Below are 23,110 nucleotides of genomic sequence, written 5' to 3'. Positions count from 1 at the left end.
TCACATTCTGCTAGCTCAGCAAACATGCTACATAAACAAAAATGCCACCATAACAATCATGACCACCCGTAAAACGGGTGGTTTGCACTGCGGCTAGAAGCCTCTGGTTCTTGCACGTGCTACTCGCACTTTGAATGGTTTGCCAACCGCAATCTTTTACTAGCTGCACCTCAAAGGTGCTTTATTTTTTGCCTTTTTTTACTGGTTCACCCGTAAACGGGTCAATATATTCTTTTAAACTTAATTGTTCATACGCCAAATCTTCTTGTATCTGATTTTTTATATATTCCTCTATTACCTTTTTATTTCTTCCTACAGTGTCTACATAATATCCTTTGCACCAAAATTGTCTGTTTCCGTATTTGTATTTCAAATTTGCATGTCTATCAAATATCATAAGCGAGCTTTTACCTTTTAAGTACCCCATAAATTGAGCTACGCTCAATTTCGGTGGTATAATTACAAGCATGTGTATATGATCTTTACAAGCATTCGCTTCTATTATCTCCACACCCTTATTCTCACATAGTTTTCTTAATATTTTTCCTATATCAGCTTTTATCTTTCCATATATAATTTGTCTCCTATATTTAGGTGCGAAAACTATGTGATATTTACAATTCCATTTACTATGTGCTAAACTACTATTGTCCATTTGGACTCACCTCCATGTAATTTAATTGTGGTCGGCAAACCTACTATTATCTTACATCGGAGGTTCTTTATTTTCTACTCACCGCTAAAAGCTCTTTTGAACCACCCGCCTAGCAGGTGGTATTCATAAATACAATAAAACCCCCTGTTTCCAAGGTGTTTTTATTTTAATAATCAACATCATCTTCAAATGTAGGTGTTTCAGCAAGTTTCCTTGACTTAATGCACTGTTCAATATCATCAATGATTTCATCATCTGTCATTCCCATTGATGCAACCAAAGGATACTTTTCATTAAAACAATCCATATATGATTGTAATGCTTCTTCTAATTTTGTTATGTCACTTCACCACCTTTAACATTTCTTCAAATATTTTAACTGATTCAGTAAAAAATTCATTGATTGCTTTCCATGATTCAGGACTGCTCACCATTACTGAAAACATAGATTTAGATAACAAGACATTAACTGTTGAACACACTCTTATATATAAGGAGAAAGTAGGTTTTGTACTTGGTACTCCCAAGACTAAAAGCTCATACAGAACAATAAAGATAGGTGACACATTAGTTAATATATTAAAAAAGCATAGAATATGGCAAAAGACAAACAAACTTGAATATGGCCAATATTACAAAGATTCTAATTATGTATGCACTAAAGAAAACGGAGAACAAATAACAACTAATTCTATTAAATATTTATCTAGAGTAGTCAATTATGAACTTAAAATAAATTTTAATTTTCATAGCTTAAAACATACTCACGCAACCATGTTATTAGAAGCAGGAGCTAATCCAAAAGACATTCAAAAAAGACTTGGTCATAGCAAAATATCAACCACTCTAGATACTTATTCTCACGTAACTAAGAAAATGGAAAACGAGACTGTAAACATCTTTGAATCTGTTATTTGCCACCAAGGTAAATAATTCGGTGGCAAATTGGTGGCAAATCTATTTTTTTCATACCTTGAGGGCTTTAAAATGGCTTATTTCCTACGCAATTTAACTATAGCCTCAACATGAGGGGTATTAGGAAACATATCCTTAATTTTACTTTTCTGTATATCATATCCTGCTTCTATAAGCACCTTAAGGTCATTAACCAATGTCTTTGGATTACATGATACATATATTATCTCCTTAGCATTGAATTTAATAACATAATCTAAGGCCTTAGGGTGCACCCCACTTCTAGGTGGATCTAATATTATTATATCTGGCTTATCCTTAACTTCTTTTATAGTAACTGCTACATCACCTGCTATGAATTCACAATTATCTAGTCCATTAAGCTTAGCATTTTCCTTAGCAGCTTCTACTGCCTCTTCTATAAGCTCAATTCCTACAACCTTCTTAGCATTAGGTGCTACTATTTGACCTATTGTACCTGTTCCACAATATAAGTCAAATACTACTTTATCTGCACTATCACCTAGATATTCCTTAACTATAGTATATAACTCTTCTGCACCTTTTGTATTAGTTTGAAAGAATGAAAAAGGTGATATCTTAAACTTAAGACCTAATAATTCTTCAACTATATGATCTATTCCATACAATAGGTTTACTTTCTCTGGAATTACTGCATCTGAGAAAGAATCATTTTCTGTATGTAAAACAGATACCAAGTTTCCATTAAACTCAAGCTTCTTCAATAATTCAACATATTCTGTTAAATCAAAATCTATTTGAGTTGTTGTAACCAAGTTTACCATAATCTCTTTGGTATTTAAGGCTTTTCTTATAACTAAGTTTCTAAGGTAACCTTCTCTCTTCATTACTCTATAATAAGGTAAGTTTTGTTTTCTGAAATAATCAACTGTTAGAGCTATTATCTTTCTGAAATCTTCATCTACTATTTTACATTCATCTACAGTAATTATACCAAAGGACTTGTTCTTCATATGCATTCCTAGAGTAAGTTCTCCGCCCTTCTCCATATCACCAAAGGTAAACTCCATCTTATTTCTATATTCCCATTGAAGCTTGCTACCCATTATTCCTTCATATGTACCCATAGGTACTTCACCTTGAACAAATAATTCCTTAACTTCTTCTGATAGAAGTTCTAATTGTTTATCATATTCTAATGTTTGAGATGAACAACCTCCACATATGCCAAAATGAGGGCATAAAGGTTCTACCTCATATGATGCTCTCTCTTCAACCTCTAACGGTTTGATTTCTGCATAATCTGCCTTCTTCTTCTTAACTCTACCTCTTATCACTTGTCCTGGAAAGCAGTTCTTAGCATATATCTTCTTATCTTCTAATGTTCCTATTCCTATTGAGGGGAATTCTGTCTTTTCTATCTTAACTAGTATTTCGCTACCTTTTTTCATTACATTCTCCTACTTTAATATTATATTTCTTATCTAGCTTTTGTTTAGCCTTTATGACAGAATCCTTAACTTGTTTAAGAATTCTGTCTTGGCAATATAATTTTTATGGCTTTTCTAGAAATCAGAACTTAAAGTCCTAAAAATCAACACTTATGATTATAAAACTTTTATATTTTTCTAGCCATTAAAAATTTTAATCCTTAGATGAAGATTACTCCTCACCTAAAGATTAGAAAATAAATTTATACATTTAATAATTTTTTTCCAAGTGTAGTCTTAAGGGCTGTTGCTTCTACTATTGGATAGTATAATATAGCAACTATCGCTACAGAACCAATATAAGCTTCTATTGGTTTTTGGAATTCAAATCCTATTAATTTCATTACTAATGAAACTAATAATAAAAGTAATATTGCTACCCCAAACACTATAATTTGATCAATTATGTTTGCTAATAACTTCTTCATCAAACTCTCCTCCTAGATAAAATATATATAAGCAACTATTATTCTTTAGATTTTACCTCTTAAAGAATATATAGTGCATAAAAAATCCTCGTTTAATAATTAAACGATTTTCTTTTAACTGTTTAATTCTGTTTTTGTCTTAAAAGTAAGTTCTTTTGTTTCAAGAGTATAAGCAATATAATCCTTTGTTATAGTAAATTCTTCATACAATCCATCAAGATTACTAGTTATAACTCCTTCTTTTGAATCACTCTTCAATATATCAATAATCTTCTTGTTAATAGAAGAATAATCTCTATCTTTTTTTCCTGTAAAAATCTCAGAATATTTCGCTATAGATGTATCACCAAAATCGAATTTTTCTTTCTTAAGAGCTGTCTTACCATCAAACTTAAGAGATGCCTTTAAGTATATCTGACCAGTCATATTATCTCCTGTAGATACTTTCTCTCCAAAGTAAAAACTCTCTAGTCTATTCTCTTCTGGTTTATCTTGAAGCACTACTATATAAGAATCTGTTATAGTATTACTTTTATCCTTATCATTAATACTAGATTTCTTATCATATTTTAAACCATAATCATCAGTTTGTTTCTCCATAGCTTTTAATAACTCATTATATTTCTTATCGAAATCTGCCTTAGTAGTGTCTTTTGCCCATTCTCCCTTTAGCTTGGCATATCTATCTACTGTTTCAGTAGATGTATTCTCACTCTTCTTATTATTACCTGGCAGAGCAGAACAACTAATAAGAGATGCCGACACCATAACTGCTATTATACTAGTTAATATTCTCTTCTTCATAGTGTTCCTCCTTATATTACGTCTATTTCTAATCAGTTTTATTCATACTGATATATTATATCATTAAATCATATGTTTTTAAACTAAATAGTAATGTGTTCTTTTATTTTCTCAAACATCTTATCTCCTATTCCACTTATATTTTTTATCTCTTCTATAGATTTAAACCTTCCATTCTCTTCTCTATAATCTATTATAGCTTGTGCTCTACTCTCTCCTATTCCTGTTAATGTTTGAAGTTCAGTAGAATCTGCAGTATTAATATTCACCTTATCATTATTACCTACAGCTGAAGATATTGTTTCCCCGCCTTCTGCAATTGTATTATTCTCTTCATAGCTTGGAATCACTATACATTCATGGTTGGATAGCTCTTGTGCTCTATTAATATTCTGGAGATCTCCCTTATCAGTAATCCCCCCTGCCATATCTATTAAATCTTGTACTATACAACCTTCCTCTAGATAGTATACATTAGGTTTATTAACTTCTCCTTTTATTTCCACTACTATTTTACTGTCTTTTAGTGGCAATTCTGTGTCACCTTCTTCTTCATATATACTATCAGTATTATTTTTTATAAGTTCATCTTTTCCATTGCTAAAATAACCTATAATGACATACAAAATTATTACAATTATAACTATACCAATTCCTATTAACTTATAATTTTTCTTACACATATAATTCTCTCCTTATCCTTCTCATATTCTTAAGTATTACCACTTTTACAGAAACTTAATAGTATTTCTTTACTCTTTTTATTAAATATTCTAGATTTATTGTTATTATCTGCTATAATATATTAGTAAAACTATGTTAATTGAGAGTTATAATGAAAGAGGTTAAAATGAAACGGTTTAGATTTTTAAGTTTATTATTTGCTATTATATTCACTTTGTTTAGTCCAATTACTGAGATTGCATATGCAATAGATTCACCACCTGATCTTAATTCTGAAGGTGTTGTACTTATTAACTCAGATACTAAACAAGTAGTTTTTGATAAAAACGGAGATAAGAAGTTATATCCTGCTTCTACAACTAAGATTTTAACAGCACTTATAGTTATAGAAAATTGTGATTTATCTGAAAAAGTTACAGTAGGACATAATCCTGCTTATGCTGAAGGTTCTTCAATAGGCCTTAAAGAAGGGGAAATTTTTACTGTAAAAGAATTACTTACAGGACTAATATTATTATCTGGTAATGATTGTGCACTAGCACTTGCTGAACATGTTTCTGGAAGTGGAGAAGAATTTGCCAAACTTATGAATAAACGTGCTAAGGAATTAGGAGCTAATGATTCTAACTTCATGAATCCAAGTGGCTTACCTGATGAAAAGCACTACACTACTGCACATGACTTAGCTTTAATAATGTGTGAAGCTTCGAAGAACAAAACATTCGTAGATATCTGTCAAACTAAGTCTCTAAAGATGTCACCTAGTAATCTTGATGGAACTGAACGTTGGCTTAATAACAAGAACTACATATTATTTCCTGAATCAAAATATTATTACGAATATTCTTTTGCTTCAAAAAAAGGTTATACAATTGCAGCAAACTTTACTAATGTAATTGCTTGTACTAAAAATGGTACAACCTATTGTGGTGCTTTTTTAAATGGTGAAAATATAGATAAAGTTTATTCTGATGTTAAAAATATCTTTAATTATGTTTTCGACAATTATTCAAGTACTTCTGTATATAAAGAGGGTGAAGAACTTGATTCTGTTACATTAAATAATGATAAAATACCATTACTTGTAGGTTCCGATGTATATTACACAACTCCAAATGATGATAAAGATTCTTATAACAAAAAAATAACTTATGACTTACCAAAGAATTTATCTAACAGATCATTTAAACGTGGAGATACATTAACTACAGGTACAGTATATATAGACGGAACAGAATATTCAGAAGTTCCTATAGTAGCTGGTTCTAGTTATAATTTAGATACAAATTCTGAAGCTACTACAACTAATAATTCAACAAAGACAAAATGGGTAATAGGAATTTTATTAACCTTATTTCTTCTATTTATTCTTCGTGTTATTATGGTTAACAGACGAAGAAAAAAACGAAGACTTATGCGTGCAAAAAAAATGCAAGAACTATCTAAAGCCCTTAATGAATCTAGAAAATAAAAAAATATAATTTCTTAAAGATTAAAAAAACAGGATTAAAAAATCCTGTTTTTTATTTTAGTTTATATATCAACTTCTGCATATCCTCTGGTATATCTGCCTTTAAATCTAATAATACTTTAGTTCTAGGAGAATTAAACTTAAGTTTATAAGCATGTAATGCCTGCCTATCTATAAACTCTTTTTCTACATCTTCTTCACCATATCCATATAAAGTATCACCGTATATAGGATGACCTAAATGACTTAAATGAACTCTTATCTGATGAGTTCTACCTGTCTCTAATAAGCACTCAACTACATCAGCTTCTTTTAATCGTTCTATTACCTTATAATGCGTTATACTTCTCTGTCCTCTATCATCTACTACTCTTCTAAATGAATCTTCTTCTGTATCTAGCTTATATATAGGGGCATCTATTGTGCCTTGTTCTTCTTCCATATGACCATGTACTATAGCTATATACCTCTTCTCTAAGTTATTATTTTGCATCTCTTTTGATAGAGCCATATGAGCAAATTGATTTTTTGCTATAATTATAAGTCCTGATGTATTCATATCTAATCTACTTACTAGCCTTACTATGCAATTTTGATTACTTTCACTAAAATAATATAATATTCCATTTGCTAAAGTTCCACTCTGATGGCTCTTAGTAGGGTGAACCACCATAAAAGGCGGCTTATTAACAACTAATATATCTTCATCTTCATATATGATATCTATTGGTATATTCTCTGGTGTTATATTTTGACTTTCATTCCTACTTAATTCCACTTCAACTACATCGCCTACTTTTATAACCTTCCTCATTCTAACAGGTTCATCATTGACTAAAATTCTTTTCTCTATTGAAGCACTTCTTATTAACCTAGTTGACAATCCCATTTCTTCTTTTAAGAATTGCCTTATTACCATTCCATCATTTTTTTCTTCTATCTTTACTTTTATCTTGCTCATAATTATACTACTTTCTTTTATTCTATATAGTCTTTACCTAACATAATAACAACATCATATCTAGGGTAATCTGAAGACTTTCCTTCACTCTGAGTTACTTTTGGTAAAACCTCCATAACCTCTTGCTTCAAATTATCATATTGCGTCATAACCTTGGACTTATCAAGTGCACTTCCATTATTTACTTCTATATTCTCAAATCCAGCACTTGCAAGCTTAGCTTTAGTCTGGGCTGCTAATCCACTTGTATTAGTACAATTTAGTATAAGCACACTTGCTTTTTTTCTAGATAATTCTTCATCGTTACTTGATCCTGATCCATTTAATGAATTTATAAGATCTACATTAGCTGACTTGTCATAAACAACATATGATATTCCATTTATATACTGAGGTGTTCCTGATATTGTAGTCATATTTATGCCATTTTTCATACTACGCATAATTCCAAGTCCATACCTAACCATCTTACTACCTTTCATATTAGTAGTCATATTAGTTGACACTGCATTAAATATCTTAGGAGCCTTAAATAGTATAATAGGACTCTTACACTTATCTACAATCTTCTGCAAGAATTTATGTTGGTTTTCTATTCTTCCCAAATCCCCAGTTGCAAAACCTGTTCCATCATTATTCTTTCTCCATCTAAAGAATTCTTCAGCTTTCTGTCCATCTAAATGTTCTGTTGTTCCTTTTGTAAAATGTATATGTAGATTCTGTCCATCATCATCATAATCCATAGTATTCTCTATCTCCATATCTATTCCACCTATAGCATCTATAAATTGTCTAAAAGCTTCATAATCAATATCCATAACGTAATTAACAGTTATATCTAACATATCTTCTACAACAGAACTTATAGATGCATTTCCTCCATTTTGGAACACTGCATTTATCTTCATATTCTGTCCATTCATTTGAACTAGAGTATCTCTAGGAATAGATACAACCTGAGTTTTTTTACTGCTAGGATTATAATTAAGTAACATAATTGTATCTGTTCGTTTAAGTGATTGATTATCTGATTGATTTACATCACCTATATCAGTTCCAAGTAACAATATATTAACAGAATCTCCTCTAGATGGATTAGTAGCTGCATAACTATCATCTATTTTAACACTATTAAAAAAATTTAAAAATATATAAATTATATATATAATTATAATTCCAATTAAAACCAGCAAACCTCTCTTTATGTTCTTAAATGTTAGTTTTTTATTATGCTTTGAAGCTTTATTGCTTATATTACTATCTTCTTTGTCTATAGACTTCTTATTAACTACTCTTGAATTTTTATTCTCTATATCATTGAAGCCACTTCTCTCGAAGACTTCATCATCTATATATGCTGGTCTTCTTCTATGTTCTTTTTGATGTTTTCTAGGATCTTTTCTTCTAACATCTTCTATATTCTCTGGACTTCTCTTTCTCTTTTTCCTAATAGAATCTGGCTCTCTTCTTCTAGGATTTTGTCTATTTCCACTTCTAGAATTTACATTTCTTTTTCTGTCCATATTTAAAGCCTCCATCCCTTTATTCTTATATTAAATTATTTATTTAATATAAGATAATTTCTAGCCTTTATAGAATTTAAATCTATATAAGATCCTTTTGACAATAAATATTCTATACTATAATTAAGTGCAGCAAGTAATCCCTTATCTAGTGATTCTAAACTAGCTTCTCTTATTGTATCTACCCCTTCAAATACCCTAGAAGGTTCTATAACATCTGCTATATATATTATTTTCTCTAAGGCAGACATGTTTTCTTTAGCTGTTGTATGATATCTTATAGCATCTAGAATTTCTTCATCAGATATTCCTAATTTTTCTTTAGCTACTATCGGTCCTATTATACTATGCCATAATTCCTTAGTTGCTTTCTCACCTTGTGTTAATTCTATATTATTGTCTTTTATTATTTTAAGAGCTTCTTCTTCAGGAACATACTTTGCTATATCATGACATAACGCAGCAATCTCTGCCTTTTCTTCAGAAATATTATTCTTAACTGCTAATTTCTTGGCAACTGATATAACTCCTAATGTATGTATATATCTCTTATCAGTTAAGCAACTCTTAACATAATCATATGCTTCTTCTATAGATACCATAACTATTCCCCCTTATATAGATTATTATCTGCTATTATTTTTTGTACTTCTGTATTTAAATATTTTGAAACATCTTCACCTTTTGATATTTTTTCTCTTATCTCGGTTGAAGATATATCTATTCCATCAACTTCTAAAAAAACAATATTGCTATTATATTTAGAAGATATATAATCCCTTTGTTTAATAAGCTTATCATTGTCTACTCCAGGACGAGTTACTACTACAAACTGGCATAAAGACAGTATCTCAGGTACATTTCTCCATGATTCTATATTCATCAAGCAATCTCCACCTGTTATAAAATATAATTCTCTATTAGAATTATTAAGATGCTCTAATGTCTTATAAGTATAACTTAATCCTTGCTCTTTTATTTCATAATCAGAAACTTCAAGTCCTTCTTTATTCATTATTGCAAACTCTGTCATTTTATATCTAACATCAGCATCACTTATCTGCTTATTAGTTTTATGAGGTGGACTACCAGCCACCATAAATATTACTCTATCTAGGTTTAATGCTGCCTTTGCCACCTCTGCTATATATACATGTGCAAGATGAATAGGATCAAAAGTACCACCTATGATTCCTAATCTCTCCATAAATTATTTATTACCTCTTGGTAATTCTATCTTAGGATTCTTTTTAGATTTTCTGTATAAAACCATTTTACTACCTATAGCTTGAATCCCTTCTGCACCAACTCTTTCACATATTATATCTGATGCTTCTCTAGTTTCCATTCCACTATTTTCTAAAACTTTTATCTTGATAAGCTCTCTCTTCTCTAATGCTTCATCTACTTGCTTTATAAAAGCATCCTCTATTCCTTTTTTACCTACTTGAAATATAGGATCTATGTTTTGAGCTAAACCTCTTAGGTAAGCTCTCTGCTTTCCTGTAATCATGTGTTAATTACACACTCCTTTCACTATATATAAATTACATCATATATTCGAATTCAAAATCATTAAGGTTAACCATATCTCCATTCTTAATTCCCATCTCTCTAAGCTCTGCTAGAACTCCCTTATTGTTAAGAACTTTATGGAAATATCTTAATGAATCTGCATCATATACATTAACTGATTCTAATAATCTATCTACAAAAGAACCTGTTATGATATAAGTATTAAACTCAGCACCTTTTTCTACCATTATATTATAAGTAAACTTCTTCTCTTCTGGTATATATCTCTCATCATCAGATATGATTAAACCAGTTAAAGGTATATCTTGAAGCATAGTTGCTGCAGTCTTAATAACTTCATCTACTCCTTCTCTAGTAGCTGCTGACATTTTAAATACTTTATCATAACCTAATGCATTAACCTTCTTCTTGAAATCTAAGAACACATTCTCATCATATAACATATCACATTTGTTAGCTACTACTATCTGAGGTCTATCCCATAATTTAACTGAATATTTCTTAAGTTCTTCATTTATCTTCAAGAAGTCTTCATACGGATCTCTTCCTTCTACTCCAGATATATCAACAAAATGTATAAGTATTCTAGTTCTTTCGATATGTTTCAAGAATTCTAAGCCTAATCCTACACCTTCTGCTGCTCCTTCTATTATACCTGGAATATCAGCCATAACAAATGGTTCTGTTCCATTAGGTGCAACAACTCCTAAATTAGGTTTAAGTGTTGTAAAGTGATAATTGGCAATCTTTGGCTTAGCTGCTGTAGTCATTGATAAAAATGTAGACTTACCTACATTAGGAAATCCTAATAATCCTACATCTGCTAATAATTTTAATTCTAATATTACATCCATCTCTTCTCCTGGCATACCTGGTTCTGAGAAATGAGGTGCTTGCCTAGTAGGTGTACAGAATTTACAATTACCCTTACCACCTTTTCCACCTCTCAATAATGTAAATCTATCATCTTTATGCGAAAGGTCTGCAACTATCTTATTACTCTCTGCTTCTCTTATTATTGTTCCTAATGGTACCTTGATAAGTAAATCTTCTCCATCTCTACCATAACACTTAGAAGTACCACCATTCTCTCCATCACCTGCTTTAAATTTCTTTTTATACTTGAAATCTAAAAGAGTTGTAATTCCTGTATCTACATAGAAGATAACGTCTCCGCCTCTTCCACCATCACCACCATCTGGTCCTCCTAGTGGAACATATTTTTCTCTTCTGAAAGAAACTGCACCGTCTCCACCCTTACCAGACTTGGCTAATATTCTAACTTTATCTATAAACATATTCTCCGCCACTGTCAGAATTTGATACACGAGACATAATAATCTCTTATTATACTGCTTTCCATATGTAATATTATATTCTGACATATCCTTTCTTATTTATTATTCTCTAATTAATATTCTCTATTATTATTATTACATATTACATATATATTTATAACAACAATACAAAAAACACGCAAATTTTAATTAAAATAGAATGTGATTTTAATATACTTATCCTCAGTTACAAACATAATATAATTCCTAAAGAGTAAAAAAAGTGTTGCAAAATGATACTCATCTTGCAACACTTTTAATCTAGAAAATTATTCAGCTATTTCTTCAAAATCTACTGGGTAAACACTAGCTTTTTTCTTATCTCTACCCATTCTTTCGAATCTAACAACTCCGTCGATTTTAGCAAATAGAGTGTCATCGCCACCCTTACCAACATTTTCGCCTGGGTGAATCTTAGTTCCTCTTTGTCTTACGATTATGTTACCAGCTAATACGAATTGTCCATCAGCTGATTTAACTCCTAATCTCTTAGATTCAGAATCTCTACCATTCTTAGTACTACCCATTCCTTTTTTGTGAGCGAATAACTCAAGGTTCATTATTATCATACTTACACCTCCTCATTGCATAAACTGATATATTCCATACGTTTATCTATTCCAAACATATCATCTAAGCCCATGATCAAACTCTCTAGGCTCTTCTCAAAAGTCTTAAGTAAGACTTGTGCTTGCTCTATTTCCTCAAGAGTAAATCCTTTAAGATCTAGTGCAAGATATCCATCTCTAATCTCATAGTTTACATTAAGCTTAAGTACTTCATCTAAACCAATAATCACACTCTGAGATAACACTGATACTGAATTACATATCATATCATGTGCATCACCTGCTAATATAGCTGTTCTCTCACGAAGTGCATGATCTTCAACTGAGAAAGATATTATGTTGTCTCTATTCGATCTAATATTAATCTTTATCATAATAATTAAGCTTCGATCTTTTCTACAACTAATTTAGTATAAGGTTGTCTGTGACCATTTTTTCTTCTGTAGTCTTTCTTTCTCTTATACTTGAATACTGTAACTTTTTTAGCTTTTCCTTGAGCTAAAACTTTAGCTACAACCTTAGCTCCTTCTACTACTGGAGTACCAACTTTTAAAGTTTCTCCACCAACTGCAAGAACTTCAGTTAATTCAACTGTTGAGTCAACTTCTACATCTAACTTTTCAACGAAAAGAACGTCACCTTCTTGAACTCTGTATTGTTTTCCACCTGTTTTTACTACTGCGTACATTAAAACACCTCCTCATAACGGCCTCGCCACTATAGGTACAATTCTCTAGAAATTGTTTTATCAAAACCTGTGCGTGAGCGGTTCACTAGGTTATTCTAGCATAACTTGTCGTAATTGTAAAGGAATTTTATATTTTTTCTTCAATAGTTTATATAACCATATATTTTCCTTTACCATTTTTCTTTACAAAATATAATGCTTGATCAGCTTTATTAACAGCTTTAAGCACTTCATTTTTATTACCACTTATAGAAGTAGCAATTCCAATAGAACATGATAACTTTTCTCCAATATCATCTATTTTGTTTGAAACATTATCAATATTTTCTTCTACTATCTTCTGCTCAATTCCTTCAAAGAACTCTTCGCTCTCTATACTTTCATATATATGCTTTGCAACTTCTATTCCTATTTCATTATTGCCATTTGGAATACCTAGGATAAATTCATCTCCACCGTATCTTACTGCAAATGCCTTTTCCTTGCTAACGTCTTTTAGTATTTGTGCAAAAGTCACTAAAATGTAATCACCTATATGATGGCCATAAGTGTCATTATATAACTTAAAATTATCTAAATCTATATATAAAATAGTAATTTTTTCGCTAGTTTCCTTCTCTATCATTCTCTCGAATCCTTGTCTATTATATACTCCAGTTAATATATCTGTTATAGACCTCTTATGAAGCTTCTTATTTATTTCTTCTATCTGTTTACTAAATTCAAGACTCTTGATAGCCTCTAATAATTGTTTAAATATATATCTAAATACATCTAAATGATGTTCTCTTAATGCAATATTATTCTCTATAAAATTTTCTTGATTAGGAATATAAGTAACTAGTATATTAGTCAGTTTATCCTTCTGGAATATTGGTATACCAATCATTGAATATACTTCATACTTTGGAAATACGTTTACTATCTCTGAATAATTATCAAACCCTGCTTCATTTCTTGTTGTAACAAAAGATCTTCCATTTTCCTCAAAATATTCAACAACTCTATCAATCTGTTCCTGACTTATACTTATATTATTATCCGAATAAGTTATTTTATTTTCTTCTTTAACTTCTATTAGTATAATTCTTTCAATACCATAATTTTGTTTAAATGTTTCTATTGAATTATGTATCAACTCATCTTTTGAATACACTTCTTTATTAAGATTATCTTGCCATAATAATAAAAACTGCATATCCTTTTTCTGTACTGATAATTCTTTTTCCACCTTTAACTCATGGCACAAAACTCGTATATCCTTTATAGATATACCTTTTAACTTAAGACTAGGTTTTTCAATTTCATTATGATTTTTAAATCTGTCTTCTATCTCTTTTGCTCTCACAAACAGTCCATTTTTTCTATAATACTGTATACAATTCTCTATTTGTGTTTTTGCCATTGATGTTTTTCCTTGTTTAATGTATAAGTCAACCTTTTCAATAGCTAAATATTTATAGGTGTAAAACATACTTCCAGCTGCTTTTTCCATATGAAATTGTGCTTGTAGAAATGCTTTTTTAGCCTTATCATATTCTTTTCTATTCTTACTAAGTATTCCATCCATAAGGTGATAGAAAAACAAATCCTCATCCCATAGCTTATAATTAGGATTTTCACTTGGATTAAGCAAATGACTTATCATTCTACGAACTTTATTAAAATATGCTATACACTTGTATTCTTTACCCATATAATAGTTAGCAATTGCTAAAACTCCATATATCTTAGAAGTATTAGTTATTGTTATTTTACCTATATCTAAATCTTCTATAATCTTTGCAACTAAAGACATATACTCATCTGTCTTCTCATAATTTTCTCCTACAAAAGCATTAATTCCCATGTTAAATAATGTTTCTGCCATAGCTTCTATATTTTTAAGCTTCTCTTCTATTTTTAACGCTTCATTAAAACTATAATTAGCTTCTTCATATCTTCCTGACACAATAAGATTATATCCACGTCCATCATATATTTTTATCCTATTAAAATCATCATCTATCCTCTTAACAACTTCAGCACTTTTATTATAATAGTCATCAACATCATTATAATCTCCGCTGCATGCTGCTAGTAGAATTATCTTGTTATACGCTTTCAATAGTAAATAATCATTACTAATACTAGTTGCTAATTTAATTGCTTTATTAAAATGTTCAAGTTTAGATATGTCTTTCTTCTCTATAAACTCATCTTCATTTTCAAATCCTAAAAGGTTAACATATGCTAAATGATTATAAAAACAATATCGCTCTAATTCTTGTATAAATTGAAACTTAACTTCTATTGTATCCCTAAGAAATAATCCTGACCACCCTCTAAATAATCCCATAAATTCTAGCAGATCACTCTTAAATGTAAGATAAGAATTTCTTAAATCACGTGCAATTTCTCTACATTCACCAGCCATCTCACTAACTAATGGAAATTCTCCTTTTGAACAATTTGCAAGTCCTATAAGATATTTAGAGTAGAACAGAAATTTCTTATTATCTATGCGTAACGCCATATTCTTGATATTATCACATACAAGTAAGGCATTAGACTCATTCTTTGTATATATGCTACATAATGCATATAATGATAAAAAGCTTTCTACTTTGTCATCTTGATAATCTAGTTTCTCAACCTCTAAATTATTATATATAATACCAAAATAACACATTGCATCTTCAAGTGCTAAAGTATATACCATATTATTAAGATTTTTTATGTATACATCTAATTCTGTATGCTTGGGCACAAAGAATTGATCATTTTCTTTTGTTAATTTTTCATCTATTCCTTCTAATCCATCATCATCTGTAAGAACCAACTCATTTATAAGTTCTTTTTCTTCTAGCGTCTTTATAAACTGTTCCCATATTTTCTTTTTATATGAACTAACGTAAGATTCTTCTTCATAATTTGCAACTAGAATTATATTATTTGCATATGGATTATTAATAATTCTAGTTAATAGATTAATAACTGATACACCAGCAAACTGAATTCTTTCTAAAAAAATAAGTAAGGGTTTCTTAAGTGATACAAAAGATATCATTTTAACAATCGATTCTACAAACATCTTTTTCTCATACTCTATCTCTGGAAAAATAAATTCTTCTTTTCTATCGCAAACTGACTCTTGCATATAACTCTTTATAGTTGATCTATGTAGTGGATATACATTACATTTGTCTAAAAATTCATCTATACTATATTGTTTAGAGAAATACAACTTATATAAATCTTTTAACCACACAAGAAATGGTTCATATGCAACTTGCATAGAATTTAATTTATATTGATAAAATAATAAAAAATACCCTCTTGCAATTGCTTTATTATGTGCTTCAGTTTCTGTCATTCTAATATTACTGTATTTCTTGATAAATACAGTATTACTAACTGAATCTTTAATAATTTTATCTATGTAATTACAATATACCTCTCTATCCATTATCTTTTACCCCATTATCTCTTATACATAATCTATATTATACTATTTAATCATATTTTTTTCAAATTCGTCAGTAAATATTTACAAAAAAATAACAAGAACTTATATTTAAAAATATATAAATCCTTGTTATTTTATAATTCTCGACTTATTTATCCAATTCTTCTCTTAATTCTTTTGTAAAGTCTAATGCAATTCCTTTATTTTCAGCCATTCTTCTTACAACTGCACTTCCTACAATTACACCATCACAATAACCCTTGACCTCTCTAACTACTTCACGAGAAGATATTCCAAAACCTAAACATATAGGAACTTCAGAATTATTTCTAACAGTTTCTAGATATTCATTAATATCATTACTTAAACTGCTTCTTTCACCAGTAGTACCATTTGAAGAAACACAATATACAAATCCCTTTGTACCAGTTACTATCTTAGCTATTCTTTCTTTTGAAGTTGGTGCAACAAGTGGAATTAAATATACTCCATTTTGTTCAGATTTACTTTTTAATTCTTGTCTCTCTTCTAGTGGTATATCTGGAACTATAAGTCCATCAAATCCTGCCTCTCCTGCATCTTTTAAGAATTTATCTACTCCATAATGATATACAAGATTATAATAAACCATTATAACTAGAGGAATCTGACTCTTCTCTCTTACTCTTCTCCCTGTTTCAAATATATCCTTTACCTTTACACCACCATTAAGTGCTCTTATATATGCTTCTTGTATTACTGGTCCATCTGCTAACGGATCACTAAAAGGTATTCCTATTTCAACAATACTTGCCCCTACCTTTTCTAATTCTAACACCATTTCTACAGTATCATCTAAAGTAGAATCTCCATTAGCTATAAATGGTATTAATGCCTTTTTATTATTTTCTTTTAATTTATCAAAAGTTGTATCTATTCTATTCATTATCACCACTCCTATTTATTATGATTCTCTAAATATTTTAAAACCGAATCCATATCTTTATCGCCTCTACCTGATATGTTTACTATAACAATATCATCTTTAGATAAATTCTTTGCATATTTTCTTGCATATGCAACAGCATGTGCAGATTCTATAGCCGGAATTATTCCTTCTGTTTTAGTTAAATACAATAATCCATCCATAGCCTCATCATCTTTTATAGCTACATATTCTGCTCTCTTAGTTTCACATAGATATGCATGTTCAGGTCCTACTGAAGGGTAATCAAGTCCAGCTGATATAGAATAAGCTTCTTTTATCTGTCCATCATCATCCTTTAATACATAACTCATCATTCCATGAAGCACTCCTATTGTTTTTGCTTGAAGAGAAGCTGCATGTTCACCTGTTTCTATTCCTAATCCAGCACCTTCAACCCCTATTAATTTAACATCTTTTTCATCTATAAAAGGAGCAAATAGTCCTATTGCATTACTTCCACCACCTACTGGTGCAATAACAGCTGTAGGAAGCTTTCCTTCTTTTTCTAATATTTGTTTCTTAGCTTCATCTCCGATAATTCTCTGGAATTCCTTAACCATTACTGGATATGGATGTGGACCAGCTGCTGTTCCCATTACATAATATGTGTCTTCAACATTAGTAACCCAATATCTTATAGCTTCATTAACAGCATCTTTTAATGTTCTGTTACCACTCTTTACAGGTACAACTTCTGAACCTAATAGCTCCATCTTTTTAACATTTAACATTTGTCTCTTTATATCTTCTTCACCCATGAATATCTTACAATTCATATTTAATAGAGCTGCTACTGTAGCTGTTGCAACACCATGTTGTCCTGCACCTGTTTCAGCAATTATATTTTTCTTTCCCATTCTTTTTGCAAGAAGTGCTTGTCCTAGAGCATTATTTATTTTATGAGCACCTGTATGATTTAAATCTTCTCTCTTAAGATATATCTTTGCTCCACCTATTTCTTTAGTCATGTTTTCAGCATAATATAATGGACTTTCTCTTCCCACATAATCTTTTAAATAATAATTTAATTCATCTTTAAAAGATTTATCCTTTATAGCTTTTTCATATTCTGCCTCTAATTCTTGTAATGCATTCATTAATGTTTCTGGAACATATTGTCCTCCAAATTGATTAAATCTACCTTTCATTAATTTTCCCTCACTTTTCTTATTAATCTTCTCATTTTTTCTTTATCTTTTCTTCTTCCAAGTTCATCTACTATTTCTACACCCGAAGATGTGTCAATTCCATCAGGATTAACTTTTTTAATTCCATCTAATACATTTTCTTCATTTATGCCACCTGCAAGAAAAATTCTTTTATTTGCATCTAGTTTATTTAATGCTGTCCAATCAAATACTACTCCACTGCCTGGATTACTACCATCTAACACTAAAGTATCAACATTATATTCTAATGCTTTTTTCATGTCCTCTTCTGATAATATAGCTACAGCTTTCCATATATCACATTTTATTTTTTTTCTAAGACTATCTATAAATTTATTATCTTCATCTCCATGTAGCTGAATAACATCTAATTCCACATCATCTAATACTTTCAATATCTCTTCTTCAGTATTGTTAAGAAATACGCCAACTGTTTTTATATCCTTGGATAACTTTTCTTTTAGAATACAAGCTTCTCGTCCACTTATCTGCCTTTTACTCTTTGCAAATACAAACCCTATATAATCTGGTTTAAGCTCATTTAAATAATCTATTTCTGAAAGTTTAGTTATTCCACATATTTTAATAAACATTATTTTTCACCTTTAAACTCAGCATATTCGCTCTGAAATTCTGCATTATCAATATTTCTCATAAACATCTCTCCAACTAATACTGCATCTGCCCCATATTCTTTTATCATTCTCAAATCATTTATAGAATGCATTCCACTTTCTGAAACTATAACCTTATCTTTAGGTATCATATCTATAAGAGATTTAGTAGTATCTAATGTTGTAACAAATGTTTTTAGATTTCTATTATTTATTCCTATAATTTCTCCACCCGATTTAAGTGCTATATCCAATTCTTCTTTATTGTGAACTTCTATAAGTGGCTCTAACCCAAATTTAATACATTCATCATAGAATTCTTTTAGCCTATCACCTAACTCTGCAACTATAAGCAAAATTCCTGATGCTCCTAATATTTTAGCCTCATATATCTGATAAAAATCAATAACAAAATCTTTTCTAAGAATAGGTCTATCACTTACCGCTTTTACCTTTTTTAAATTTTCATCGCTTCCCATAAAAAAATCTTCTTCTGTCAACACTGAATATGCATCTATATTTAATCCCTCATAAAATTCTATTATCTTATTTACATTAAAATCTGGAACTATAATCCCTTTTGATGGTGAAGCCTTCTTATATTCTGCTATTACTGATAATCCTGGTTTCTTTAATGCATCTCTGAACTTATGAGATTTTTCTTCTGTTATAAGATGCATTGCTTTTTCTCTTAGTTCTTCAGTAGATATATTTTTCTTTCTCTCTTCTATACGCTTTCTTTTCTCTACTACAATTTTATCTAATATCATAAGTTATTCCTTTCTTATTCAAAAAAAGTTGTTTTATTTCTTTAATTCTTTATATTTTTCAAAAGCTTTTCCATTATCTATCAATTCATTAGCAAGCTTTATCCCATCTTCTATAGAATCTGTAATCTTTCCTGCGAAAAATCCTGCACCAGCATTTAAAACTACTATATCTCTCTTAGGACCTTTTTCCCCTTTTAATATATCCAATATTATTTCTGCATTTTCCTTAGCTTCACCACCAGCAAGATCATTTATATCTGCATATGGAATTCCATAATCCTTAGGATCAAGAATGAACTTTCTAGTTTTTCCTTCTTTTAATTCAAATACAACAGATGTTGTAGTTGTAGTCAATTCGTCTAATCCATCATTTCCATGAACAACTAATGCTCTATCTAGTCCAAGGCCTTGTAAAACACTTCCTACTGCATCAATTAATGTTTCATCATAAACTCCCATAAGTTGTCCTGTAAGTGGTGCTGGATTTAATAGAGGTCCTAACATATTAAATATAGTTCTAGTTCCTAGTTCTGCCCTTTCCTTTCCTACATTTTTCATTCCCCCATTATAAGTAGGAGCTAGTAAGAACACCATATTTTTTTCTTCAAGAATTCTTTCACTTTCTTCCTTAGAATAATCAGTTTTTATTCCTAATGCTTCAAGTACATCAAGACTTCCACTTTTACTTGAAACAGCTCTATTACCATGTTTTGCAACCTTAACATTACCTGCTGCAAGAATAATAGCTACACAAGTAGATATATTAAATGTCTTTGCTCCATCTCCACCTGTTCCACAACAATCAATTAAATGTTCTTTATCTTTAATATCTATCTTTAATGTGTGACTTCTTAAAGCTTTAGCTGCTCCTAATAATTCTTCAGAAGTTTCTCCTTTTTCTTTTAGACCTATTAAAAATCCACCTTTTTGGCATGATGTAGTTGTACCTGACATAATCTCATTCATTATATCTGCCATTTCATTCTCTGTTAAATTTTCCTTATTAACTACTTTTCTTATTCCTTCTTTAATATTCATTACAAATCCCCTCCACAAAATTTTTAATCATTCTTTTTCCTTTTGGTGTAAATACAGACTCTGGATGAAATTGTAATCCATATATCTTCTTTGTTTTATGTCTTATTGCCATAATTATATGGTCATCTACTGTATCTGCAATAACCTCTAATTCATTAGGAAGTGAACTTCTATCAACTACTAATGAATGATATCTCATTACATCTATCTTTCTAGATATTCCTTCAAATATATCATTACCTTTAACTGATATTGTGGAACTTTTTCCATGATATATTTCATTTGCTCTTACAACATTACCACCATAAGCTACTGCTATTGATTGATGTCCTAAGCATATTCCAAGTACTGGAATATCATCACCAAATTCTCTAGCAACTTCTACTGATATTCCTGCATCTTCAGGTCTTCCTGGTCCTGGAGAAATAACTATTCCACTTGGCTTTAATGCTCTTAATTCTTCTATTGTTATCTCATCATTTCTAACTACCTTAACCTCTGCATATTCTCCTAAATATTGATATAAATTAAAAGTAAATGAATCATAATTATCTATTAAAACTATCATCTTAAAGCCTCCTTTAGAGCTAATAATTTGTTCTGAACTTCTTCAAATTCTTTCTCAGGAACTGAATCATAAACTATTCCTGCACCAGCTTGTAGATATGCTGTTTTACCTTTTATAACAAATGTTCTAATTGCTATACACATATCCATGTCTCCACCATTTGAGAAATAACCAACTGTTCCTGAATAAATGCCTCTCTTTACTTCTTCTAATTCCTCTATTATCTCCATAGCTCTTATCTTAGGAGCACCTGATACTGTACCTGCTGGCAAGCATGATTCTAATGCATCAAATGCATCTTTATCACTAGCAAGCTTACCAACTACATGACTTGTAATATGCATAACATGTGAAAATCTTTCAATCTTCATGAAATCTTTAACTTCAACTGTTCCTATTTCACTTACTTTTCCTATATCATTTCTTCCTAGGTCAACCAACATAACATGTTCTGCTTTTTCCTTCTCATCAGCTAGTAGTTCTACTTCAAGATTTCTATCTTCTTCTTCTGTTTTACCTCTTTTTCTTGTACCAGCTATAGGATTAGTTGTTACTTCTCCTGCTTTTACTGAAACTAAACTCTCTGGTGATGAACCTACTACTTGATATTCATCATAATCTATAAAATACATATATGGTGATGGATTCTCTGCTCTAAGTCTTCTATATATCTCAAACGGTGTAAGTTCAGTTTCACAATACATTCTTTGTGATAATACAACTTGAAATATATCTCCAGCTTTTATATATTCTTTAGCTTTCTTTACATTATCTAAAAACTTTTCTTTACTAGTTGCAAATTTAAAATTTATTTCTTCTCCTTTAATAATTTCCATAGAACTAATATTGATATTTAGTAATGATTTTAAATATTCTTTTTGTTCCTTTAGTATCTCATCATATTCTCTATTATCTGAATTATCTATATTATCTACTACAAATACCTTGTGAGTGAAATGATCATAACAAATATATCTTTTATAAAAATTGAATCTAACAATTGGAGCTTTTATATCATCACTATTATTAAAATTTAATTTTTTCTCATAGAATGAAGCTGTATCATATCCCATATATCCTATTGCTCCACCTTTAAATGGAAATTTATTAGATTCATAAACAAACTTTTTACATACTTCTTCTTTTACTTTCTTTACTTCTTCTAGAGTATCACCCATTATCTCTTTATAAGGATCTTCTCCCATAAAAGAATATCTTCCAAATCTATTTTCCTTACTTCCACCTTCTAATATAAATGGTCTTTTGCCTTTAAAACTACTAAAAAGTGTTATTGGTGTTATCTCATCACCTCTATAAGAACTCATAAGTGAAAATGCTCTATCAGTTTGTTTATATTCTTTAAATTGCTCTTTAGTTATATTTGTCATTTTTCATCCCTCCATATATCTTTCTTAATTTCATGTAGTTCTCATGAAGAATTATATTTATAAACTTTTTATCAAACGAAAAAAAGTCACTTTGCCCACATAATG

Annotated in this window: 24 protein-coding genes and 1 pseudogene; 2 read left to right on the top strand and 23 right to left on the bottom strand. The window is 30.0% G+C overall.

Annotated features, from left to right (window positions below; genetic code table 11):
• Window positions 1-181: 181 nt before the first annotated feature.
• Together tnpA and KQI77_RS01670 are read right to left on the bottom strand one after the other, a co-directional pair.
• Window positions 182-655, bottom strand: coding sequence for an IS200/IS605 family transposase (gene tnpA, locus KQI77_RS01675; protein WP_216387653.1), 474 nt, complete (start codon window positions 653-655; stop codon window positions 182-184).
• 166 nt (window positions 656-821) lie between these two features.
• The gene (locus tag KQI77_RS01670) at window positions 822-962 is read right to left on the bottom strand and encodes a hypothetical protein (protein ID WP_216387651.1); all 141 of its coding nucleotides are present in this window, start codon (window positions 960-962) and stop codon (window positions 822-824) included.
• A gap of 131 nt (window positions 963-1,093) precedes the next feature.
• Here KQI77_RS01670 and KQI77_RS01665 point away from each other — a divergent pair.
• Window positions 1,094-1,588: pseudogene (locus KQI77_RS01665) on the top strand (site-specific integrase); the annotation flags it as partial.
• Window positions 1,589-1,647: 59 nt separating this feature from the next.
• Here the strand turns inward: KQI77_RS01665 and rlmD are convergent.
• From rlmD to KQI77_RS01645, 4 genes are all read right to left on the bottom strand, one after another.
• Complete coding sequence (gene rlmD / locus KQI77_RS01660) at window positions 1,648-3,003, bottom strand: 23S rRNA (uracil(1939)-C(5))-methyltransferase RlmD (RefSeq protein ID WP_216387648.1); 1,356 nt, start codon at window positions 3,001-3,003, stop codon at window positions 1,648-1,650.
• Between the two features lie 242 nt (window positions 3,004-3,245).
• Window positions 3,246-3,470 carry an RDD family protein gene (locus tag KQI77_RS01655; protein WP_216387646.1) on the bottom strand — a complete coding sequence of 75 codons (225 nt, stop codon included), beginning with the start codon at window positions 3,468-3,470 and terminating at the stop codon, window positions 3,246-3,248.
• 114 nt (window positions 3,471-3,584) lie between these two features.
• Window positions 3,585-4,274, bottom strand: a complete 690-nt coding sequence (locus tag KQI77_RS01650) for a hypothetical protein (RefSeq protein WP_216387644.1) — start codon at window positions 4,272-4,274, stop codon at window positions 3,585-3,587.
• An 83-nt stretch (window positions 4,275-4,357) separates the two neighbouring features.
• Complete coding sequence (locus KQI77_RS01645; protein WP_216387642.1) at window positions 4,358-4,957, bottom strand: helix-hairpin-helix domain-containing protein; 600 nt, start codon at window positions 4,955-4,957, stop codon at window positions 4,358-4,360.
• Window positions 4,958-5,124: 167 nt separating this feature from the next.
• Between KQI77_RS01645 and KQI77_RS01640 the strand changes: the two genes are divergently transcribed.
• On the top strand, window positions 5,125-6,429 hold the full coding sequence (locus KQI77_RS01640; RefSeq protein ID WP_216387640.1) for a D-alanyl-D-alanine carboxypeptidase family protein: 1,305 nt from the start codon (window positions 5,125-5,127) through the stop codon (window positions 6,427-6,429).
• 52 nt (window positions 6,430-6,481) lie between these two features.
• Here the strand turns inward: KQI77_RS01640 and KQI77_RS01635 are convergent, their stop codons facing one another.
• From KQI77_RS01635 to trpE, 17 genes are all read right to left on the bottom strand, one after another.
• Complete coding sequence (locus tag KQI77_RS01635) at window positions 6,482-7,390, bottom strand: RluA family pseudouridine synthase (RefSeq protein WP_216387639.1); 909 nt, start codon at window positions 7,388-7,390, stop codon at window positions 6,482-6,484.
• A gap of 17 nt (window positions 7,391-7,407) precedes the next feature.
• Window positions 7,408-8,913: an LCP family protein gene (locus tag KQI77_RS01630; protein ID WP_216387637.1), complete on the bottom strand. Its 1,506-nt coding sequence runs from the start codon at window positions 8,911-8,913 to the stop codon at window positions 7,408-7,410.
• A gap of 35 nt (window positions 8,914-8,948) precedes the next feature.
• Window positions 8,949-9,515, bottom strand: a complete 567-nt coding sequence (gene yqeK / locus KQI77_RS01625; protein ID WP_216387636.1) for a bis(5'-nucleosyl)-tetraphosphatase (symmetrical) YqeK — start codon at window positions 9,513-9,515, stop codon at window positions 8,949-8,951.
• A gap of 2 nt (window positions 9,516-9,517) precedes the next feature.
• On the bottom strand, window positions 9,518-10,120 hold the full coding sequence (gene nadD, locus KQI77_RS01620; RefSeq protein ID WP_216387634.1) for a nicotinate-nucleotide adenylyltransferase: 603 nt from the start codon (window positions 10,118-10,120) through the stop codon (window positions 9,518-9,520).
• Between the two features lie 3 nt (window positions 10,121-10,123).
• Window positions 10,124-10,426, bottom strand: coding sequence for a ribosome assembly RNA-binding protein YhbY (yhbY, locus tag KQI77_RS01615; protein WP_216387632.1), 303 nt, complete (start codon window positions 10,424-10,426; stop codon window positions 10,124-10,126).
• A 34-nt stretch (window positions 10,427-10,460) separates the two neighbouring features.
• Window positions 10,461-11,747, bottom strand: coding sequence for a GTPase ObgE (obgE, locus tag KQI77_RS01610; RefSeq protein ID WP_216387630.1), 1,287 nt, complete (start codon window positions 11,745-11,747; stop codon window positions 10,461-10,463).
• Window positions 11,748-12,055: 308 nt separating this feature from the next.
• On the bottom strand, window positions 12,056-12,355 hold the full coding sequence (gene rpmA, locus KQI77_RS01605; protein ID WP_216387628.1) for a 50S ribosomal protein L27: 300 nt from the start codon (window positions 12,353-12,355) through the stop codon (window positions 12,056-12,058).
• 2 nt (window positions 12,356-12,357) lie between these two features.
• The gene (locus tag KQI77_RS01600) at window positions 12,358-12,729 is read right to left on the bottom strand and encodes a ribosomal-processing cysteine protease Prp (protein ID WP_216387626.1); all 372 of its coding nucleotides are present in this window, start codon (window positions 12,727-12,729) and stop codon (window positions 12,358-12,360) included.
• 5 nt (window positions 12,730-12,734) lie between these two features.
• A complete protein-coding gene (gene rplU / locus KQI77_RS01595; protein WP_216387625.1) occupies window positions 12,735-13,043 on the bottom strand; it encodes a 50S ribosomal protein L21 in 309 nt (102 codons plus the stop codon).
• A 148-nt stretch (window positions 13,044-13,191) separates the two neighbouring features.
• Window positions 13,192-16,491, bottom strand: coding sequence for a GGDEF domain-containing protein (locus KQI77_RS01590; RefSeq protein ID WP_216387623.1), 3,300 nt, complete (start codon window positions 16,489-16,491; stop codon window positions 13,192-13,194).
• A 148-nt stretch (window positions 16,492-16,639) separates the two neighbouring features.
• Entirely contained in the window at window positions 16,640-17,416 is a 777-nt protein-coding gene (gene trpA / locus KQI77_RS01585; protein WP_216387621.1) for a tryptophan synthase subunit alpha, read from the bottom strand.
• Between the two features lie 11 nt (window positions 17,417-17,427).
• Window positions 17,428-18,606, bottom strand: a complete 1,179-nt coding sequence (gene trpB / locus KQI77_RS01580) for a tryptophan synthase subunit beta (protein ID WP_216387619.1) — start codon at window positions 18,604-18,606, stop codon at window positions 17,428-17,430.
• Window positions 18,606-19,220, bottom strand: a complete 615-nt coding sequence (locus tag KQI77_RS01575) for a phosphoribosylanthranilate isomerase (RefSeq protein WP_253289297.1) — start codon at window positions 19,218-19,220, stop codon at window positions 18,606-18,608. Before KQI77_RS01575 ends, trpB begins: the two co-directional genes overlap by 1 nt.
• Window positions 19,220-20,011 (bottom strand): indole-3-glycerol phosphate synthase TrpC, encoded by a 792-nt coding sequence (trpC, locus tag KQI77_RS01570; RefSeq protein WP_216387618.1) that lies wholly within the window; start codon window positions 20,009-20,011, stop codon window positions 19,220-19,222. Before trpC ends, KQI77_RS01575 begins: the two co-directional genes overlap by 1 nt.
• 33 nt (window positions 20,012-20,044) lie before the next feature.
• Window positions 20,045-21,049 carry an anthranilate phosphoribosyltransferase gene (gene trpD / locus KQI77_RS01565; RefSeq protein ID WP_216387616.1) on the bottom strand — a complete coding sequence of 335 codons (1,005 nt, stop codon included), beginning with the start codon at window positions 21,047-21,049 and terminating at the stop codon, window positions 20,045-20,047.
• Window positions 21,039-21,617, bottom strand: coding sequence for an aminodeoxychorismate/anthranilate synthase component II (locus tag KQI77_RS01560; protein WP_216387614.1), 579 nt, complete (start codon window positions 21,615-21,617; stop codon window positions 21,039-21,041). The genes trpD and KQI77_RS01560 overlap by 11 nt, the downstream gene beginning before the upstream one ends.
• Window positions 21,614-23,005, bottom strand: a complete 1,392-nt coding sequence (trpE, locus tag KQI77_RS01555; RefSeq protein WP_216387613.1) for an anthranilate synthase component I — start codon at window positions 23,003-23,005, stop codon at window positions 21,614-21,616. Before trpE ends, KQI77_RS01560 begins: the two co-directional genes overlap by 4 nt.
• Window positions 23,006-23,110 lie beyond the last annotated feature (105 nt).

It is taken from the genome of Clostridium sp. MSJ-8 (genome assembly GCF_018918325.1).
In the GTDB taxonomy this organism is placed as follows: domain Bacteria; phylum Bacillota; class Clostridia; order Clostridiales; family Clostridiaceae; genus Clostridium.
Note: the sequence above shows the minus strand (reverse complement) of the source record. Positions and strands in the feature narration are given on the sequence as shown.

Bases quoted from the DNA above. Each gene is read 5' to 3' on its own strand.
- tnpA (WP_216387653.1), bottom strand. From the start codon at position 655: ATGGACAATAGTAGTTTAGCACATAGTAAATGGAATTGTAAATATCAC.
- KQI77_RS01670 (WP_216387651.1), bottom strand. From the start codon at position 962: ATGGATTGTTTTAATGAAAAGTATCCTTTGGTTGCATCAATGGGAATG.
- rlmD (WP_216387648.1), bottom strand. From the start codon at position 3,003: ATGAAAAAAGGTAGCGAAATACTAGTTAAGATAGAAAAGACAGAATTC.
- KQI77_RS01655 (WP_216387646.1), bottom strand. From the start codon at position 3,470: ATGAAGAAGTTATTAGCAAACATAATTGATCAAATTATAGTGTTTGGG.
- KQI77_RS01650 (WP_216387644.1), bottom strand. From the start codon at position 4,274: ATGAAGAAGAGAATATTAACTAGTATAATAGCAGTTATGGTGTCGGCA.
- KQI77_RS01645 (WP_216387642.1), bottom strand. From the start codon at position 4,957: ATGTGTAAGAAAAATTATAAGTTAATAGGAATTGGTATAGTTATAATT.
- KQI77_RS01640 (WP_216387640.1), top strand. From the start codon at position 5,125: ATGAAACGGTTTAGATTTTTAAGTTTATTATTTGCTATTATATTCACT.
- KQI77_RS01635 (WP_216387639.1), bottom strand. From the start codon at position 7,390: ATGAGCAAGATAAAAGTAAAGATAGAAGAAAAAAATGATGGAATGGTA.
- KQI77_RS01630 (WP_216387637.1), bottom strand. From the start codon at position 8,913: ATGGACAGAAAAAGAAATGTAAATTCTAGAAGTGGAAATAGACAAAAT.
- yqeK (WP_216387636.1), bottom strand. From the start codon at position 9,515: ATGGTATCTATAGAAGAAGCATATGATTATGTTAAGAGTTGCTTAACT.
- nadD (WP_216387634.1), bottom strand. From the start codon at position 10,120: ATGGAGAGATTAGGAATCATAGGTGGTACTTTTGATCCTATTCATCTT.
- yhbY (WP_216387632.1), bottom strand. From the start codon at position 10,426: ATGATTACAGGAAAGCAGAGAGCTTACCTAAGAGGTTTAGCTCAAAAC.
- obgE (WP_216387630.1), bottom strand. From the start codon at position 11,747: ATGTTTATAGATAAAGTTAGAATATTAGCCAAGTCTGGTAAGGGTGGA.
- rpmA (WP_216387628.1), bottom strand. From the start codon at position 12,355: ATGATAATAATGAACCTTGAGTTATTCGCTCACAAAAAAGGAATGGGT.
- KQI77_RS01600 (WP_216387626.1), bottom strand. From the start codon at position 12,729: ATGATAAAGATTAATATTAGATCGAATAGAGACAACATAATATCTTTC.
- rplU (WP_216387625.1), bottom strand. From the start codon at position 13,043: ATGTACGCAGTAGTAAAAACAGGTGGAAAACAATACAGAGTTCAAGAA.
- KQI77_RS01590 (WP_216387623.1), bottom strand. From the start codon at position 16,491: ATGGATAGAGAGGTATATTGTAATTACATAGATAAAATTATTAAAGAT.
- trpA (WP_216387621.1), bottom strand. From the start codon at position 17,416: ATGAATAGAATAGATACAACTTTTGATAAATTAAAAGAAAATAATAAA.
- trpB (WP_216387619.1), bottom strand. From the start codon at position 18,606: ATGAAAGGTAGATTTAATCAATTTGGAGGACAATATGTTCCAGAAACA.
- KQI77_RS01575 (WP_253289297.1), bottom strand. From the start codon at position 19,220: ATGTTTATTAAAATATGTGGAATAACTAAACTTTCAGAAATAGATTAT.
- trpC (WP_216387618.1), bottom strand. From the start codon at position 20,011: ATGATATTAGATAAAATTGTAGTAGAGAAAAGAAAGCGTATAGAAGAG.
- trpD (WP_216387616.1), bottom strand. From the start codon at position 21,049: ATGAATATTAAAGAAGGAATAAGAAAAGTAGTTAATAAGGAAAATTTA.
- KQI77_RS01560 (WP_216387614.1), bottom strand. From the start codon at position 21,617: ATGATAGTTTTAATAGATAATTATGATTCATTTACTTTTAATTTATAT.
- trpE (WP_216387613.1), bottom strand. From the start codon at position 23,005: ATGACAAATATAACTAAAGAGCAATTTAAAGAATATAAACAAACTGAT.